Origin of the sequence: Mycolicibacter heraklionensis (assembly GCF_019645815.1) — a bacterium.
Lineage (GTDB): Bacteria > Actinomycetota > Actinomycetes > Mycobacteriales > Mycobacteriaceae > Mycobacterium > Mycobacterium heraklionense.
In genome coordinates this window covers 4,295,891-4,313,224 of record NZ_CP080997.1, presented here as the reverse complement: position 1 = coordinate 4,313,224, position 17,334 = coordinate 4,295,891, and the positions used below count along the sequence as shown (strand labels likewise).

16 protein-coding genes and 1 tRNA gene are annotated in these 17,334 nt (G+C 69.6%); 11 read left to right on the top strand and 6 right to left on the bottom strand.

The features are described 5' to 3' along the window. Positions 1-29 precede the first annotated feature (29 nt). Both K3U94_RS20485 and K3U94_RS20480 read left to right on the top strand, forming a co-directional pair. The gene (locus K3U94_RS20485) at positions 30-1,460 is read left to right on the top strand and encodes a M28 family peptidase (protein ID WP_125078922.1); all 1,431 of its coding nucleotides are present in this window, start codon (positions 30-32) and stop codon (positions 1,458-1,460) included. Beyond that, complete coding sequence (locus tag K3U94_RS20480; RefSeq protein ID WP_125078921.1) at positions 1,457-2,470, top strand: alpha/beta hydrolase family protein; 1,014 nt, start codon at positions 1,457-1,459, stop codon at positions 2,468-2,470. The genes K3U94_RS20485 and K3U94_RS20480 overlap by 4 nt, the downstream gene beginning before the upstream one ends. Positions 2,471-2,489: 19 nt before the next feature. On the opposite strand, the gene K3U94_RS20475 is transcribed toward K3U94_RS20480, so the two are convergent. Continuing rightward, the gene (locus K3U94_RS20475) at positions 2,490-4,091 is read right to left on the bottom strand and encodes a flavin-containing monooxygenase (protein ID WP_125078920.1); all 1,602 of its coding nucleotides are present in this window, start codon (positions 4,089-4,091) and stop codon (positions 2,490-2,492) included. A 100-nt stretch (positions 4,092-4,191) separates the two neighbouring features. Here K3U94_RS20475 and K3U94_RS20470 point away from each other — a divergent pair, with 100 nt between their 5' ends. Together K3U94_RS20470 and K3U94_RS20465 are read left to right on the top strand one after the other, a co-directional pair. Next, positions 4,192-4,968: an SDR family oxidoreductase gene (locus K3U94_RS20470; protein WP_047320614.1), complete on the top strand. Its 777-nt coding sequence runs from the start codon at positions 4,192-4,194 to the stop codon at positions 4,966-4,968. A 23-nt stretch (positions 4,969-4,991) separates the two neighbouring features. Beyond that, on the top strand, positions 4,992-5,813 hold the full coding sequence (locus tag K3U94_RS20465; protein WP_047320543.1) for an IclR family transcriptional regulator: 822 nt from the start codon (positions 4,992-4,994) through the stop codon (positions 5,811-5,813). A 5-nt stretch (positions 5,814-5,818) separates the two neighbouring features. Here the strand turns inward: K3U94_RS20465 and K3U94_RS20460 are convergent, their stop codons facing one another. After that, a complete protein-coding gene (locus tag K3U94_RS20460; RefSeq protein WP_125078919.1) occupies positions 5,819-6,910 on the bottom strand; it encodes an acyl-CoA dehydrogenase family protein in 1,092 nt (363 codons plus the stop codon). A 64-nt stretch (positions 6,911-6,974) separates the two neighbouring features. On the opposite strand from K3U94_RS20460, the gene K3U94_RS20455 reads away from it, so the two are divergent. Beyond that, a complete protein-coding gene (locus tag K3U94_RS20455; protein ID WP_220694851.1) occupies positions 6,975-7,796 on the top strand; it encodes an acyl-CoA dehydrogenase family protein in 822 nt (273 codons plus the stop codon). Here the strand turns inward: K3U94_RS20455 and K3U94_RS20450 are convergent. Then, a complete protein-coding gene (locus K3U94_RS20450) occupies positions 7,713-9,164 on the bottom strand; it encodes a wax ester/triacylglycerol synthase family O-acyltransferase (RefSeq protein WP_125079653.1) in 1,452 nt (483 codons plus the stop codon). The genes K3U94_RS20455 and K3U94_RS20450 overlap by 84 nt on opposite strands. 135 nt (positions 9,165-9,299) lie before the next feature. On the opposite strand from K3U94_RS20450, the gene K3U94_RS20445 reads away from it, so the two are divergent. Genes K3U94_RS20445 through K3U94_RS20430 form a run of 4 tightly spaced genes read left to right on the top strand, consistent with a single transcriptional unit; the run spans position 9,300 to position 12,736 of the window. Next, positions 9,300-10,265, top strand: coding sequence for an alpha/beta hydrolase (locus tag K3U94_RS20445; protein WP_230987248.1), 966 nt, complete (start codon positions 9,300-9,302; stop codon positions 10,263-10,265). Beyond that, positions 10,256-11,053, top strand: a complete 798-nt coding sequence (locus K3U94_RS20440) for an SDR family NAD(P)-dependent oxidoreductase (protein ID WP_125079654.1) — start codon at positions 10,256-10,258, stop codon at positions 11,051-11,053. Before K3U94_RS20445 ends, K3U94_RS20440 begins: the two co-directional genes overlap by 10 nt. Before the next feature lie 4 nt (positions 11,054-11,057). Beyond that, positions 11,058-11,867, top strand: coding sequence for a glucose 1-dehydrogenase (locus tag K3U94_RS20435; protein ID WP_220694850.1), 810 nt, complete (start codon positions 11,058-11,060; stop codon positions 11,865-11,867). Between the two features lie 8 nt (positions 11,868-11,875). Further along, entirely contained in the window at positions 11,876-12,736 is an 861-nt protein-coding gene (locus K3U94_RS20430) for an alpha/beta fold hydrolase (protein WP_047320538.1), read from the top strand. A gap of 80 nt (positions 12,737-12,816) precedes the next feature. Here the strand turns inward: K3U94_RS20430 and K3U94_RS20425 are convergent, their stop codons facing one another. The 3 genes from K3U94_RS20425 to K3U94_RS20415 form a co-directional block, all read right to left on the bottom strand. Continuing rightward, positions 12,817-14,013 (bottom strand): IS481 family transposase, encoded by a 1,197-nt coding sequence (locus K3U94_RS20425; protein WP_220694849.1) that lies wholly within the window; start codon positions 14,011-14,013, stop codon positions 12,817-12,819. 112 nt (positions 14,014-14,125) lie between these two features. After that, a tRNA-Thr gene (locus tag K3U94_RS20420) sits at positions 14,126-14,200 on the bottom strand. A gap of 34 nt (positions 14,201-14,234) precedes the next feature. Further along, positions 14,235-14,978, bottom strand: a complete 744-nt coding sequence (locus tag K3U94_RS20415) for a hypothetical protein (RefSeq protein WP_047320537.1) — start codon at positions 14,976-14,978, stop codon at positions 14,235-14,237. A 108-nt stretch (positions 14,979-15,086) separates the two neighbouring features. Between K3U94_RS20415 and K3U94_RS20410 the strand changes: the two genes are divergently transcribed. Both K3U94_RS20410 and K3U94_RS20405 read left to right on the top strand, forming a co-directional pair. Beyond that, positions 15,087-15,806 carry a response regulator transcription factor gene (locus K3U94_RS20410; RefSeq protein ID WP_047320536.1) on the top strand — a complete coding sequence of 240 codons (720 nt, stop codon included), beginning with the start codon at positions 15,087-15,089 and terminating at the stop codon, positions 15,804-15,806. A gap of 69 nt (positions 15,807-15,875) precedes the next feature. Further along, positions 15,876-17,333 carry a sensor histidine kinase gene (locus K3U94_RS20405; RefSeq protein WP_047320611.1) on the top strand — a complete coding sequence of 486 codons (1,458 nt, stop codon included), beginning with the start codon at positions 15,876-15,878 and terminating at the stop codon, positions 17,331-17,333. Position 17,334 lies beyond the last annotated feature (1 nt).

Below are 17,334 nucleotides of genomic sequence, written 5' to 3'. Positions count from 1 at the left end.
AAAGCGTTGGATCAATTTAAGGTCGCAACGTGATCCGCACCGACGAACTCGTCGCCACCATCGCCGACCTCGTCGACCTCGCCCCCCGCGCCACCGGCACCCCGGGCGGCGTCGCGGCGGCCGAGTACGTGCGGGACCGGCTGACCGCCGCCGGCCTCGACGAAGTCTGGATCGAGCCGGACGAGGCATTCCGGTGGCAGGCATCACGCGTGGGTGTGCGGGTCGGTCACCAGGAGGTGCCCGCCGCACCCGTGCTGCACTGCCAGTTGCCGGCCCACGACGCCGTGGGGGCGTGGTCGACCGGACCCGATGGGCTCACCGCCCAGGTCGTCGACGCACGCTCCGGCCGGGTCGCACGCCACGACGTGCGGGGACGCCTCGTGCTGTTCGACCTGCGGTTCACCATGAGCCAGGCCAGCCTGCTGCCGCTGACCGAGTACGTCCACGACCCCGGTCGGCGGATGCTGCGCCGCGAGGTGCTCACCTCGCGCAACCCCTACGTGACGACGCTGACCCGGGTCATGACGGAGGCGACGGCAGCTGGTGCCGTCGGCGTGATCGGTGTGCTGGCCGAGTACCCGGAGTCCCTGGCCTACCACAACGAGTACTACCGACGCGCGCTCATGGAACTGCCGGGTGTCTGGGTCACCCGTGCCGGCGGCGCGCGCCTGCGCACCCTGTTGCGCGAGGACCCGCGCGCGACCCTCACCCTCGACTCGACCCGCGAACGCGTCCGATCGTCGACGGTCGTCGGCGTCCTGAGGGGCCGCTCCGCCGAGACGATCATGGTGCAGTCCCACCACGACTCGGTCGGTCCCGGCGCCGTCGAGGACGCCAGCGGCACCGCCGAGGTCATCGCCATTGCCGAGGAGGAGGTCGCTCGCGCCCGCCTGGCCGGCCCCCGCGAGAAGACCCTCATGTTCGTCACCTTCGACACCCACTTCACCGGCTACCAGGCCCACCGACGCTTCGCCCGCCAGTACGCCCTGGACCCGCAGAGCCCGTTCCCGCTGGCGCTGAATCTCACGGTCGAGCACGTCGGCCTGCGGTCTCGCGTCGGCCCTGACGGCGGGTTCGAGACGCTGCGCGACACCGAGCCACGCGCCTTCTTCGAGAACGTCGCTCCCGCGTTGAAGTGGCGGTTGGTTCGCACGATCCGCCGCCGCGGGCTGCACTCGACCTCGGTGCTGAACGCGACGGTCCCGGAGTTCCTCGTCGGCGGCATCCCCACCGACGCCTCGTTCACGCTCGCGGCGGGCGTGCCCACCATCAGTCTGGTCTCGGGCCCTTTGTACCTCTACGACGATGCCGACACCATCGAGCAGGTGGACGTCGACCAACTCGAGGCCGTGGGCCGGGCGTTCGTCGACCTCATCGACGCCGCCGACCACCGGCCGGCGGGCCGGATCGGCTTCGTCCCGCGGCGCCTACGTCGCCTCCTCCCGCGGGGCCGCTGGTGATCGTCGACCCGGTGGAGTTCGGGTCGACGTCGATCGATGGCGAACCGATGACGCAGACCGGACTGGTGTGGTTGCCGGACGGCCCGCCGCCGGCATCCGGCTGGCCGGTCGTGACGTACGGCCACATGACGACCGGTGGTTCGGACCGGGCCGCGCCGAGCCTGGCCACGACGGGCCATCCCGAGTCGCGCCGCATCCACCAGGGTGATGCGTTTGTCTCGCGGCTGGCCGCCGCCGGCGCGGTGGTCCTGCAACCGGACTACGAGGGCCTGGGCAGCCCGGGCCCGCACCCGTACCTGCGCGGCGCCTCCCTCGGGCGCAGCGTGCGTGACCTGCTGATGTGGTCCCGCGAGCGATGGCCGCTGGACGGTCGGTGGATCAGCGCCGGCCACTCCGAGGGGTCGCTCGCCGCGTTGCACGCCGTCGCCGGCGGACCCGTCGAGGGGTTCGACCTGCGCGCCGTGGTGGCCTTCACGCCCGTGACCCGGATGGGCCAGACGATCGGGGCGGCCCTGCGACTGCCGGTCGTGCTGCCCGGATTCCAGGTGGTGACGGCGCTGATCGCCCTGATGATCGACGGCGCGGCGACGACGACGGAGCCGTTGCGGACGCTGTTGGACAGCGGCGGGCTGAGCCGCGAGGCGCTGGCCCTGTGGCCGCACCTGGGCGAGCGCAGCCTGAACGAGCTGTGCGAACGGGACTCCTTCGGCGGGCTCGCGCCCCGCGCCCTGCTGGGGCCGCGGGGCACCGAGGTGCGCCGGCACCTGCTCGACTCGTTCCGCGCCGACGAGGTGGCCGACCTGCGTCTGCCCGCCGGCGTTCCGCTGCGCGTCGATGCCGGCCGGTTCGATGAGGTGGCGCCCTTCTGGCTCACCCGCGGCCTGGCCCGGTCGCACCGCGCACGCGGCACGGACGTCGAGCTGCACTGGTGGAACGGGATGCACTCGCGCACCGTCGACCTCGCTGCGGCCGCTGCCGCGGAGTGGTGTCGGGGGAAGCTCTGGCCGTGACGCTCGAGGGGTGGTCCGGCTACCTGGTTCCGACTATGTCGAAGCCCTTGTAGCCCGCGGCGGCCACGTCGGCGATGATCGCGCCGTAGGTGCCGAAGCCGCCGACGAACGGCATGAAAACGCGCGGCCGACCGGCGATGTTGGCGCCCAGATACCATGAATTCGCCTGCGTCATCAGGGTTTCTGCTGCCCGCTGCGCGCACTCGGCGCCCCAGTCGGCGGCCGCGTCGGGGCGGGCCTCCAAGGCGGCCGCGCCGTGCGCGTCCAGGTAGGCGATCGCCTCGGCAACCCAGTCGACATGCAGCTCGGAGTGCAACACCATGTTGGCCAGCACCGACGGACTGCCCGGGCCGGTCATGTTGAACAGGTTCGGGAATCCCGGGACGCTCAACCCCAGGTAGGTGAGTGGCCCACCGGCCCAGGCGTCGTTGAGAGTCACTCCGCCGCGCCCGACGATGTCGATCTTGGCGACCGACCCGGTCATGGCGTCGAAGCCGGTCGCGAAGACCAGGACATCGAGATCGTGGTGCGCCTCGGTGGTGCAGATGCCGCGTTCGTCGATCCGCTCGATCGGGGTGGCACGCAGGTTCACCAGATGCACGTGGTCGCGGTTGAAGGTCGCAAAGTAGTTGTCGTCGGTGCAGATTCGCTTGGCGCCGATCGGATGGTCCTTGGGGATCAGCAGTTCGGCGGTCTCCGGGTCATCGACGATCGCGCGAATCTTGTTCTCCCAGAACAGGCGTGCCGTGTCGTTGGCCGCCAGGGTGACCAGCTGATCGGGAAAGGTCTTGGAGAACAGCACCCCGCCGAGTTGCCAGCGGCGCTCGTAGGCGGCGTCGCGCTCCTCGGCGCTCAGCTCAAGCGCCGAGCGCGGGTGCGGCTCATGCGGCGAGCCGCCGCCGCTGGCCCGCGACAGCCTCCGGCGTTCGGGGTAGCCGGCCTTCTGCGCCGTGCGGGTGGCCTCGTCCAGCGGCGTGTTTCCGGCCGGAATGCTGTAGTTGGCGGTGCGCTGAAACACCTCCAAGCGGCTCGCCTGCGCGGCGATCGGCGGGATCACCTGAATGCCCGAGGAACCGGTGCCGATCACCCCGACCCGCTTGCCGGTGAAGTCCACGCCGCCGTGCGGCCAATGCGCCGTGTGATAGGTCTCGCCGGCGAACGACTCCAGCCCGTCGATCGCCGGGATATTGGCATTGGACAGCGGCCCGACCGCGAGCACGCAGAACCGGGCGGTCACCACCTCGCCCGTGTCGGTGCGGACCTGCCAGGCCAAGGTGGCCTCGTCGAGGACCATGCTGATCACCCGCGTCCCGAACGAGATGTCGCGTCGCAGGTCGAAGCGGTCGGCGACATGATTGAGGTAGCGCAGGATCTCCGGTTGGGTGGCGTACTTCTCGGTCCAGTCCCAGTCCTGCTCCAGCTGGGAGTCGAAGGAGTAGGAGTAGTCCACGCTTTCGACGTCGCAGCGGGCGCCGGGGTAGCGGTTCCAGTACCAGACTCCACCCACGCCGTCGGCGGCCTCGAACACCCGCACGCTCAACCCGTCACCGCGCAGGCGGTGCAGCGCGTAGAGGCCGGCGAAGCCCGCCCCGACCACCACCACATCCACGTTCGTCTCCATGACCGGCGATGCTAGGAAGCCTCACCGGCCCCACCCACCGGCTGTCCCGCTGGGTGGGACAGGCTGTGACGTGCGGCGCTCGCCCCCTGAAGCTATGGCCATGCTCACCAACACGGCCCGACTGGCCGGCAAAGTCGTCCTCATCACCGGCGGTGCACGCGGCCTGGGTGCCGCGTTCGCTCAGCACGTCGTGGCCGGCGGTGGCCGGGTGGTGGTCGGCGACCTCCTCGACGACGACGGGGCACGGCTCGCCGCCGAACTCGGCGACGCCGGGCGCTATGTCCACCTCGACGTCACCGACCCGGCCGACTGGGAAGCCGCGGTGCAGTCGGCGGTCACCGAGTTCGGCGGGCTGACCGGGCTGGTCAACAACGCCGGTGTGGCGACCGGGCAACTCGTCGAGCACGAACCCGTCGCGCACTTCCGCAGCGTGCTGGAGGTCAACCTGGTGGGCGTGTTCAACGGCATCCAAGCCGTCATCGCGCCGCTGCGGGTCGCCGGTGGCGGCTCGATCGTCAACATCTCGTCGGCCGCCGGGCTGATGGGCCTGGCGCTGACCGCCGGGTACGGCGCGTCCAAGTGGGGAGTGCGCGGCCTGTCGAAGATCGCGGCGGTCGAACTGGCCGGCGAGAAGATCCGGGTCAACTCGGTGCACCCCGGCATGACCTACACCCCGATGACCGCACAGATCGGCATCCAGCCCGGGGAGGGGCACTACCCGAACACCCCGATGGGCCGCGTCGGCCTGCCCGAGGAGATCACCGGTGCCGTCAGCTTCCTGCTGTCCGACGAGGCCGCCTACATCACCGGCGCGGAGATCGCCGTCGACGGCGGCTGGACCGCGGGACCCACCGTGAAATACGTGATGGGGCAGTGACGTCGCGCGGATAATGCCCTCGTATGGACGCGACGTCGATGGTGGCGCGGGTGGCGCTGATCATCAACCTGTTCGACGAGCCCGGCAAACGGCTGCGCCTCGACCAGGTGGTGGCCCGCACCGGGCTGCCGCGATCGTCGGTGCATCGAATCCTGACCCAGCTGGAGTCGGCCGGTCTGGTGCGGCATCGGCCCGACGGCTACGGCATGGCCTCCTCACCGTTGCCGGTGTCGCAGATCGTCGAGCATGCCGAACTGCGGGGCGTGGCCTCGCCGACCCTGGCTCGCCTGCACTCTGACACCAGGCTGGTGGTGCACCTCGGGGTGCTGCTCGGCGCCGATGTGGTCTACCTCGACAAGGTCGCCGGCGACGGCGGCGCACTGGTACCGACCCGGGTGGCTGGACGCACGCCGGCGTACGCGAGCGCGCTGGGCAAGGCGCTGCTGGCGCAACTGCCGGCCGAGGATGTGGATGCGCTCGTCGGCGACCGGCTGCCCAAACGGACCCGGGCCACCATCGGCGACCGGGCCACCCTGCACCGCGAACTGGCTCGGATCCGCAGCCGGCACGGGCTGGCCTACGACACCGAGGAACTGGCGGTCGGCCTGTCCAGTGTCGCCGCGCCGATCCGAGCGGGCGAGGGTCTGATCGCCGGCTTGTCGCTGACGGGCGCGGTCCCGATGCACCGGCTGCAGCGCACCGCGCCGTTCGTCATGCGCGCCGCGGGCCGGATCTCCCACGAGTTGAGCGGTTCCACCCCGGCCGACGGTCAGCAGCGCGAGGCCGAGACCGACAGCATGCTGTCCCGGGTGTTGCGCACCATCTCCGCCGACGCCTGGGTGTGACCGCCTCACAGGATGAGGTCGTCGACGGGCAGCCCGAAGGCGAACTGTCCCACCGCGGTCAACACCCGCTCGACGTCGTTGGCGGCGTGTAGCCGCGCGGTCTGCATGTCGCGCCAGACCCGGTCCAGCCGGGCATCCGCAGCGGCGCCGGCCTGCTCGACGCAGCGCTTGACCGCCTGCATCGCCCGCTCGAATGCCAGCACCTGGTCGCGGCGTGCCCGCAGCATCAGCTCGGCGTCGGGGACGGTGCCCGCCCGAGCGCATTCGCCGAGATCGGCCAGGTTGCGATGGATCTGCAGCGTGGACACCTCCAGTCCCGCAGCGGCCATGGCGAGTTCACCCAGCGGGTTGGTCATCTGATCGCGGTGTGCGTCGAGCATCGCTGCGGCGGCGCCGAGCAGCGGTGCGGTGCCGGCGTGGGTGTACAGCGTGGGCTGGGGGAGGCGGTACAGCGGTGCAAGTGTGGCCCGCTGTGCGTCACTGACCCAGCCGAAGCAGTGCCGGGCTGGTACCGGAGCACCGGACACCACCACGTCGTGTGCGCCGATCCCGCGCAGCCCCAAGCTGTTCCAGGTCGGTTCGACGGTGTAGTGCTCGCGGGGCACCAGTGCCACCGTGAAGTCCTCCGCGGCGCCGTCCGCCCCGACCACCAGCGCCCCGGCGATCAGCCAGGAGGTGTGCTGCACCCCGGCGCAGCGGCTCCACCGCCCCGACAGCCGGAAACCGTCGCCCACCCGCTCCAGGCGGCCGGTGGGGGCGTAGGCCGAACAGATCAGCGCGCCCGGATCGTCACCCCAGACATCGCGCTGGGCCGCACCGTCGAACAAGGCCAGGTGCCAGGAGTTGACCGCCAGCGCTGCGGCCAGCCATCCGGTCGACGTGCAGGCCCCCGAGATCGCTTGCGCAACAGTCAGATAGGTTTCCGGTTCCGACTGGTGCCCGCCGAAGTCCTCGGGTTGCAGCAGCGCGAACACACCCGCATCGCGCAGGGCCGCGACGGTATCGGAGGCCACCGCACCGTCCCGGTCGACCGTTGCGGCGGCCGCGGCTATCGCCGGCAGTAGCGGCCGTACCGCCGCCGAGACGTTCTCGGCCATCCGCACCGCCCTTCGTCGTTAGCATTCATTGTGGTGCTGGGCCTGCGTCAGCGAGGAGATATCCATGGGTGCGATGCGGCAGCCCAGGCGATTCGGCGGTCAGGCGATGCCCGCCGAGGAATTCGTCGCGGAGGTGGCGGCCCTGGCCGCCCGCGACGGGTCGCAAGGTTGGCGCGCCGCCATGGCCAACGCGGCCGACATCTGGGGTGTCGAGGGTGGTGAGGGGGTGGCGGTGGGCTTCGGCCCGGGCGGCCGGCTGGAGGATGAGCGGCTGAACGGGCGCTGGTGCGACGTCACCGGCGCCGACACCGCGGACTGGCTGCTGCTGCCCGCAGACGGTGACCGTCTGGTGCTGGTTCCACGCGCCGACGTGACGGTGTCGGCGCCCTCCACACCGGCCGGCATGTCCGGGGCCGGTCTGGCCGACGTGGCGGTCTCGGCGCTGCCGATCGCCGGTGAGCGGGTCTTCGCGACGCGCGACGACGGTGCCGTCGTGGTCACCGGTGCGGCCGCAGCCGCCGCGGTGGCCGGTGCCGCCGACGGACTGTGGCAGGCGCACGTCGCCCAGGTTCGGGAGAAGCTGGCCGCCTCCTACGGCAGCGCGGAGGCCGACGACCTGACGGTGTCGACCCGGCAGGCGGCCCGGGCTGCCGCCGATATCGACGCGGCCACGCTGCAGATCGTCGCGTCGCTGTCCCAGGACCCGCGGGCCGCGGCGCGGGCTCAGCGCCAGGCCGCCGTCCGGGCGCGTGACGCCGCCGACCGCGTGCTGGGCAGCAGCCGCGGCCACGCGCTGGACGCCTCAGACCCGGTCGCCCGCTTGTGGCGTGACGTCCACACCGGATGCCGGCTGGCGCTGCGGCTGCTCGACGACCTCGACCGCTGAGGCCGCACTCGCCAGCTCGGCCAGTGCCGCGGGCAGGCCGTCGGCGATCTGCCAGGGGTCGGGCAGGTGCGCCGCACAGCTCAGCACCCCGATCGTCAGCTGACCCTCATAGCTCCACCCGGTGAAGTTCAACCCCATCGGGAACACCAGCGGGCCTGATGAGATCAATCGTTCGACCGGCGCACCGCCGAAGCAAAGCTGTTGCGGCCCTCGCATATTCGACGCGATCAGGCTGAACGTCGGCCGGTGGGTGGTTCGCTCACCGATCAGCGGCAGGGCGCGCGAGTAGAACCAGAACAGCGGCCAGTACTCCATCCAGTCGTGCTGCAGCCATAGGTCGCGTTCGGCCTGGACCTCGCGGGCGGTCCGAGTCGCCGCGGCGATCGCGCTCAGCCGCTCAAGCGGATCGGCGATGTCGGTGGCCAGCGCGACGTTCCACCGGGCCACCTTGTTGCCCCAGGGGTCGCCCTCCGGCGGGCGCATCGACACCGGCACCACCGCGGTGAGGGCTTCCTCGGTCAGTTCGCCGTGCCGGTCGAGGTAGCCGCGCAACGCCCCACTGCAGACCGCGAGGAACACGTCGTTGACCGTCACGCCGCAGGCCCGAGCGACCTGCTTGATGACGGTCATGTCGCAGCCGCGGAAGGCAAAGCGTCGCTCCGCGGTCAGTGGCGCGTTGAAGCGAGCCCCGGGTGCGGCAAACGCGGCGGCGTAGCCCGGCTTACCGGCGCGGCGGCGCGCCAGGATGACCCGGCTCACCGCGACGGTGCGGGCCACCACCCGCGGCAGGCCGACCGCTGCGGCGAGCTGATGGCGCGCCACCATCGGCAGCCAGTGCCACGGCGCCGGCCGCCGCTCGTCGCGCCGGGGATTCGACGCGGTCATGTCCGTGCCGCAGAGGGCCTCCAGGATGCGCAGCGAGGCCGTCCCGTCGGCGACGGCATGGTGGATCTTCCAGATCAACGCGATCCTGCCGTCGGCCAGGCCGTCGACGTAGAACAGTTGCCAGGCCGGGCGGCTGCGATCGAGCCGGTCGTGGAAGATCGCGTCGATCGCGGTCGCCAGTTCGTGATCACCACCGGGCGCGGCGAGAGTGACCCGCTGGACGTGGTGAGCGACGTCGATGTGAGGCCGGGCCACCCACCAGGGCCGGCCGAGCCGCAACCGGGGCATCAGCAGCTGCCACTGCAGCGGCTCGACCCGCTCGACCAGGGCCGGAACCATGGCCCGGACCGCTTCGAAGGTGAGTGGCTGCTGGCTGTGTTGTCCCTGGCTCGGGTCGAGCACCATCACCTTGATGGTGTGCTGCGGTTGGGCGGCGTTCTCCCACGCCAGAAAGCTGTTGTCCTCGCCGGTCAGGCGCCGCATATGTCGCTCCACTCGCTATCGCAGTGATGTGGTCCGGTTCACTTGTATGCCTGCGGTGTGCCCGGCCCGACACGTTGTCTCACACAGTGGGACATCGGGATTTGCCGGCGGCGCCGACGTCCTACGTTGCGCTGCGTGAGCGATATCGCCTCGATGCAGACCGAGCTGGCCGACCGGATGAGCGCGGCCTTCGCATCCATCGCGGCCGGTGACGGCAACGCGGTCCAGGTGCGGGCCAGCCTGAAAGCCAGCCGGCGCCCGGCCAGACCCGTCCCGGTGGGCTGGGTCGACGAGCGCCACATACCCGGCCCCGCCGGCCCGATGCAGGTGCGCATCTACTTCCCCCTCGACCCGGGCACGCCCCGCGAGAAGCTGCCGGTGCTGGTCTACTTCCACGGCGGCGGCTTCGTGCTGTGCGACCTCGACTCGCACGACTCCTGCTGTCGCCGGCTCGCCAACGGCGTCGGGGCGATCGTGGTGTCGGTCGACTACCGGCTGGCGCCCGAATCGCCGTTCCCCGCCGCGATCGATGACGCCTGGGCGGCCACGCGGTGGGTGGCCGCCCACCTCGCCGAGCTCGGCGGCGATCCGGCGCGGTTGGTGGTCGCCGGTGACAGCGCCGGAGGCAACCTCGCCGCGGTGGTCGCCATGCTCGCCCGGGACCGCGGCGGGCCGGCGATCGCGTTCCAGTTGCTCATCTATCCCGTCGTCGACCAGCGACGCAAGCAGACGCCGGCGTCCGGTGCCCGACCTGCCCCCAACGGGACCCTCACCGCGGCCCACATGCAGTGGTTCACCGAGCAGTACCTGGGCCGCGACGGCGACCGAACCGACGTGCTGGCCTCACCGATCCTCGGTGACTTCACCGGGCTGCCGCCGGCCCACGTCGTCACCGGCGCGTTGGACCCACTGTGTTCCGAGGGCGAGGAGTACGCCCGGCGACTTGAGGACGCGGGTGTTGCGGCCAGCGTCACGCGCTACGCGCAGGGCTTCCACGGCTTCTTCAACCTGGCGGACCATCTGCCCTTCGCCGCTCAGGCCAGCGACGACGTCTGCGCGGTGCTCCGTGCGGCCCTACCGGAAGGATCACCATGCAACTGAGGAACGCTCGGGTCTTGATCACCGGCGCCAGCCGTGGTCTGGGCAGGAGCATCGCCCAGGTGGCAGCCGAGCGTGGCGCCGACGTCGCGCTGGTGGCACGCGATGGTGCGGCCCTGGAGATCCTGGCCAAGGAGCTCGACGGCAAGGCCTACCCGACCGACCTGTCCGACCCCGCGGCCGTGGAGACCTTGATCGAGCGGGTGGAATCCGACGGGCCGGTGGACGTGCTGATCAACAACGCCGGCCTGGACCACGTCGGTCTGCTGCCCGACACCTCGGCGCAGTCGGTGCGAGAAGTGTTGCAGGTCAACCTGGCTGCGCCGATGGAGCTGAGCCGTTCGCTCATGCCGCGGCTGGTGTCTCGCGGTCGGGGCCACATCGTCAACGTGTCGTCGATGGGCGCGCTGAGCATCACGCCGGGCCTCACCCTGTACGGCACCTCGAAGGCCGGTCTGAGCCAGTTCACCCACGGACTGCGCCAGGAACTGCGCGGTACCCCGGTCGGCACCACGCTGGTTCAGCTCGGGTCGGTCAAGACCGACATGATCGACAACATCCGTGAATTCGGCCCGACGCGTCGGGTGATCGAGCGCTTCGAGCGGTGGCGGATGCAGCCGCGGGAAGCACTGGATCCGGTGTTCGTGGCCAACGCGGTCGCCGATGCCGTCGAGCGGCGCCGCAAGTATGTGAACCTGCCGCGCCAGATCGTGGTGACCGCGGCACTCACCGAAATCCCCCGCCGGCTCAGTGAAGTCCTGATCACCGGCCTCGACGTGAAGACGGTCTGAGGAGATGACGTTGGTGGATCTGAAGGGCAAAGTCGCGATCATCACCGGGGCGGCGCGCGGGCAGGGCGCCGCTGAGGCCCGGCTGTTCACCTCGCTGGGCGCTCAAGTGGTGCTGACCGATGTGCTGGAGGAGGGGGAGCGCGTCGCCACCGAACTCGGGGCCCGGTTCGTGCGGCACGACGTCGGGGACGAGGCCGGGTGGGAGACCGTGGTCGAGACGGCGGTCAGCGAGTTCGGGCGACTGGACGTACTGGTCAACAATGCTGCTATCTGCCAGTCGGTTCCGCTCGTCGAGCAGTCCGCCGCGGGCTTCAAGGCGATGCTGCGGGTCAACCTCATCGGGGCGTTTCTGGGCGTCAAGGCGGTGGTGGAGCCGATGCGGGCGAGCGGCGGAGGGTCGGTGATCAATGTGTCGTCGCAGGCCGGGTTGCAGGGCCTGGCCGGCTACAGCGCCTACGGGGCATCGAAGTGGGGGCTGCGCGGCATGACGAAGGTCGCTGCAATCGAGTTGGGGCCCTACGGGATTCGAGTCAATTCGGTGCATCCCGGCATGATCGACACCCCGATGGTCGCGCATCTGGGCATCCGGCCCGGCCCGGGCCGGCATCCGGCAGCGCCGCTGACCCGCATCGGAATGCCCTCCGAAGTCGCCGACGTGGTCGCCTTCTTGGCCTCGGACGCCTCGGCGTATATGACCGGAGCCGAGCTGGCCGTCGACGGCGGGGCCAGCGCGGGCAAGGTACCGACCCCGACCCCGGCACCGCGACGGGCAGCGTCCGGCGTTAGCGTGTCTAAAGAGTTTCGGGATCTTTGAGGAGACACATGCCGGCCGAGTTGAGCCACGACGAGACCCTGCGCGAGGTGACCACCGAGCAAGGGGTCCTGCGCTACCACGAAGCCGGTGACGGACCGACGCTGCTGATGCTGCACGGTTCTGGGCCGGGTGTGACCGGATGGCGCAACTACCGTGGCGTGCTGCCCGCCTTCGCCGAGCACTTCCGCTGCCTGGTGCTGGAATTCCCGGGGTTCGGGGTCAGCGACGACTTCGGCGGGCATCCCATGGTGACCGCGTTCGGCGCGGTGCCGGCCTTCGCCGAAGCGCTGGGGCTGGACCAGTTCAGCATCGTGGGCAACTCGATGGGCGGCGGCGTCGGCATCGGCTACGCGATCGGCAACCCCGACAAGGTGAGCAGGCTGGTGACCATCGGCGGCATCGGCACCAACCTGCTCAGCCCGGGACCGGCCGAGGGCATCCGGTTGCTGCAGGACTTTGTCGACAACCCCAGCCGCGACGCACTGGTGCGCTGGCTGCACTCGATGGTCTACGACCCGTCGGTGATCACCGAAGAACTGATCGAGGAGCGGTGGGCACTGGCCACCGACCCCGACACCCTGGCCAGCGCCCGGCGGATGTACGGCAAGGAAGCCTTCGCAGGCATGGTGAAGATGATGCAGGCGTCCAAGGGGCCGCTGCCGTGGGCGATGATGCACCGGCTGAAGGCGCCGACACTGGTCACCTGGGGCCGCGACGACCGGGTGAGCCCGCTGGACATGGCGCTGATCCCGATGCGGACTATTCCCAACGCCGAGGTGCACGTGTTCCCCAACTGTGGGCACTGGACCATGATCGAGGCCAAGGACGCCTTTACCCGCGTGGTGCTGGAGTACCTGACCCGCGACTAGTCAGCGCTTGGTCAGTGGTGGAGCCCCTGTTCAACCTCGGTTGATGCTTGACGGATCTTCTTCGGTTGATCGTTGACACTCTAGGTTAGTGATTGGGCCTGTTCGCGGGTGCGGAAGGCCCGTTTGTTTCTTACCTCGCCGCGGCTGGTTCGTGCGGCGGTCTTGACCAGATCGTCGCCGATGTAAAACCGCAGTAGATCCCCGTCGACGTGGATGTCGCAGCGTGAGCCGGCGTGGTGGGCGCCGACGCTGACTTGCTGCCAGGCGACACTGACGACCCCGTTGGTGGTGACCCGACGCGACACCCAGTCATCACCGCTGCGATCGGTGCGGTTGATCGGTGGGCTCACCGCCGTGCCGGTCACGCCCGGGGTGAATCGTTGGGCCGGGGCGAGCATGTCGATTCCTTGGTGCGGGCGGGCGGTGTTGTAATAGTCGACCCACTCATTCAACGCCAGCTGCGCGGCCCTGAGATTGCTGAAAGGCTTCTGGGTGCTCAGGAATTCAGCACGCAAGCTGCGGTGGAAACGCTCAATCTTGCCCGTCGTCGTGGGACTGCGGGGTTGGGTCAACAGATGTTCGATGCCGCTGTGGCGGCAGATCGCATCGAAGAGCACCTCCACCGGTGGGTGATGGAATCGCCCGGTGAACACCTTGCCGTTGTCGGTCAGGATCTGCTCGGGAGCCCCATAACGCGCCAGCGCCGCCCGTAACCCCTCGCAGACCGCCCGGGTCCGTTCCCGGCTCATCAGGTGCGCACAGACGCACATCCGGGAATGATCATCGACACCGGTCAGTGCCTTGGCGCTGGTGCCATCGGCCAGCGGGAACCCGCCGACGACGTCCATCTGCCACAGTTGCATCGCCGCGCCGCGTTCCCAACGTTTCCACTTACGCGAACGCCGATCACGCACGCCCGGGTCGATCATGGCTGCCCGCACCAACGCCCGATAGGCCGCCGACTCCGAAGGCACCGGCCTAACACCACGCTTGGCCAACTCGAACACCAACCGGCGCGGCCCCCAATACGGCCGCGACCGACGCAACTCCAACAACTGCGCCTCGACATGGGCATCCATCTGATGCGGACAGCCCCGCGGCCGATGCGAACGATCCTTGAGCCCGTCGAGGCCCTCGGCCTCATACCGGGCCAACCAGGCATGCAGCGTCTGCCGCGACACCCCCACCTTCTCGGCCACCTGCGAGATCGACAACCCATCACCGATCACCGCCATCACGGCCTGATACCTCTGCTCAACCACGCTCAACTCCCTCATCCAGGGAGTGTCAAGGATCAACCGAAACAGCTGACAAGCATCAACCGAAACACCGTCAAGAATCAGCCGAAGCCGAAACGTCAAGCATCACCCGACGTAATACACCCAGTGGTGGAGCCCCCTGTCAGGATTGAACTGACGACCTGCGCTTTACAAGAGCGCTGCTCTGCCACTGAGCTAAGGAGGCGGGTCTAGCGCTGCCAGCTTAGCGGCCAGCGGCCTCAACTCTGGGGATCGGTCGGGTCCTGGTCGATCACCCGTTGGGAGCGCACCGTCCGCGGCGAAGAGCGCCGGCTGGACCGGCGCGGCAGCAGCGGGATGCGTTCGGCGATGTTGCTCAGCGGATTGACCACCAGCGTCAGCGCGATCACCGCTTCCTGCAGGGTCTCGATCGCCGGCTCCAGAGCCTCCATGCCGGGGGCCAGCCGCCCCAGGGTGTCGGCGAGACCGGCGAGCTGCTCCAGGGGCCCGTTACGGGCCGTCAGCTTGTCGATCAGCCCGCCCTCGGACAGCAACCGGTCGGCCAACCCGTCCTCGGACAGCAGTCGTTCGATCAGCCCGTCTTCGTCGGTCAGCTGATCGACCAGGCCGCCGGGCTGCAGGGCCCGCTGCAGCCCGCCGCCCTCGGCGGTGAGCCGGTCAACGACCCCGCCTGGTCCGGTCAGCTGGTCGACCAGGCCGCCCGGAGCCAGCAGGCGGTCTACCGGGCCGCCCGGTGCCAGCGCACGCCCCAGCGGTGCGTCGTCGTCCATCAACTTGGCCAGCCGGTTAGCCCTGGCGATGGTGTCGTCCAAGCCCAGCATGTGCGCCATGGAGCTGTTCGAGCCCTGCTTACCGGCCTCGCCGAGGGCCTGGCGGGCCAGCCCGAGCGCCGTCGTGGCGACGCCGAGACTGGCGTCGGCGATCGACAGACCGATGCGCGCCGGAGCGGTGGACACGGCAATCAGCTGTTTGACCAGGCTCACCAGGCCAGTCTAGGGGTCGTTCGGAGCGGGTATCAGCTAGTTTGATTGACAACAAACGTACAGCCAATATCCAGGTCATTTTCACCAGGCCGCGAGGGAATTGACGCTATGGGAGCAACAGCCGCGCAAGACGCCGCACCGGAGGCCCGAGTTCTCGTCGTCGATGACGAGACAAACATCGTCGAACTGTTGTCGGTCAGCCTGAAATTCCAGGGGTTCGAGGTCTACACGGCCTCCAGCGGGCCGGCGGCGCTGGACCGCGCGCGCGAGGTCCGGCCGGACGCGGTGATCCTCGACGTGATGATGCCGGGCATGGACGGATTCGGGGTGCTGCGCCGGCTGCGCGCCGACGGCATCGACGCGCCGGCGCTGTTCTTGACCGCCCGCGACTCACTGCAGGACAAGATCACCGGGCTGACGCTGGGCGGCGACGACTACGTGACCAAGCCGTTCAGCTTGGAGGAGGTGGTGGCCCGGCTGCGCGTCATCCTGCGTCGGGCGGGCAAGGGCGCCCAGGAACCGCGCAACTCGCGGCTGACGTTCGCCGACATCGAACTCGACGAGGACACCCACGAAGTGTGGAAGTCCGGCCAACCGGTGTCGTTGTCGCCCACCGAGTTCACCTTGCTGCGGTACTTTGTGATCAATGCCGGCACGGTGCTGAGCAAGCCGAAGATCCTCGACCACGTCTGGCGCTACGACTTCGGCGGCGACGTGAACGTGGTGGAGTCCTATGTCTCCTACCTCCGGCGCAAGATCGACACCGGCGAAAAGCGCCTCCTGCACACGCTGCGCGGGGTGGGTTATGTGTTGCGCGAGCCGCGATGAGAGCAAACCGCGACGAACGACTGTGGCCGGTGAAGGCCGGAAACGGGTTATAGGTCGACGCATATGGGGATGGTCAAACCCCTTCGGGACATCTTGCCGCTGAAAGTCAGCCTGGTCGCCGCGACCCTGGCCATGGTTGCCATCGGGTTGCTGGCGCAGGGCTACGCCGTGACCACGATTTTGCGGCACCGTCTGATCGGCAGGATCGACGCCACGCTCATCGACGCCGCCCACGGCTGGGCCCTGGAACAGCGCGGGCGGCTGCCGTCGAGGGAGGGGGAGGACCCCAATCCCGGTCGGCCGCCGACCAGCTTCTACGTCCGCGACGTCGACCCCGACGGCAGCATCTGGACCGTCGTCAATGACCAGAACGCCGAGCCGTTGCTGCCGCCGGACAACGACGTGGGATCGGTGCCGATCACGATCGGCTCGGTCGACGGGTCGGGCGTGCAGTGGCGGGCGTTGTCGGTGCACGGCGAGAACGGCAGGCTGATCACCGTGGCCAGGGACCTGTCCGATCCCCGGGCCACGCTGCGCTACCTGGCCTGGTGGCGGGTGACGATCGGCGTCGGGGTGCTGTTGGTACTGGGCGCCGCCGGCTATGTGGTGGTCAACCGCAGCCTGCGGCCGCTGGCCGAGGTCGAACGGACCGCGGCGGCCATCGCCGCCGGTCAGTTGGACAGCCGTGTGCCTGAACGTGATCCACGTACCGAAGTCGGACGGCTCACGTTGGCGCTCAACGGCATGTTGGCGCAGATCCAGGAGGCGGTGGCCTCCTCGGCGGCCTCGGCCGAGAGCGCACGCATCTCCGAAGAGCGGATGCGGCGGTTCATCACCGATGCCAGCCACGAGCTGCGTACCCCGCTGACCACGATTCGCGGCTTCGCCGAGCTGTACCGGCAGGGTGCGGCCCGCGATGTGGAGTTGTTGATGTCGCGCATCGAAAGCGAAGCCCGCCGGATGGGTCTGCTCGTCGAGGACCTGCTGCTGTTGGCCAGAACCGATGCTCAGCGTCCGCTGGAGCGGCACTGGGTCGACCTGTTGGTGTTGGCCACCGACGCGGTGCACGACGCCCGGGCCACCGCACCGAATCGCGCTGTCGAACTCGAGGTCTTCGACGGCCCGGGAACCCCGGAGGTGCTCGGCGACGAAGCCCGGCTGCGGCAGGTGCTGAGCAATCTGGTCTCTAATGCGCTGCAACACACTCCGGACGGGACCGCGATCACCGTGCGGGTCGGGACGGAGGGCGACGACGCGATCCTCGAGGTCGTCGACCAGGGCCCCGGAATGAGCGAGCAGGATGTGGAGCGGGTTTTCGAGCGGTTCTTCCGGACCGACTCGTCGCGGGCGCGGGCCAGCGGTGGCACCGGATTGGGGCTGTCGATCGTTGACTCGCTGACCCGGGCGCACCACGGCTCCGTGACCGTCAGCTCTCCGCCGGGTCAGGGTTGCACGTTCCGGGTCTCGCTGCCGCGTCTTGCCGACACCTCGGCTCGCTCCGCCGAGCTGCCCGCTGAGATCGTCTGAG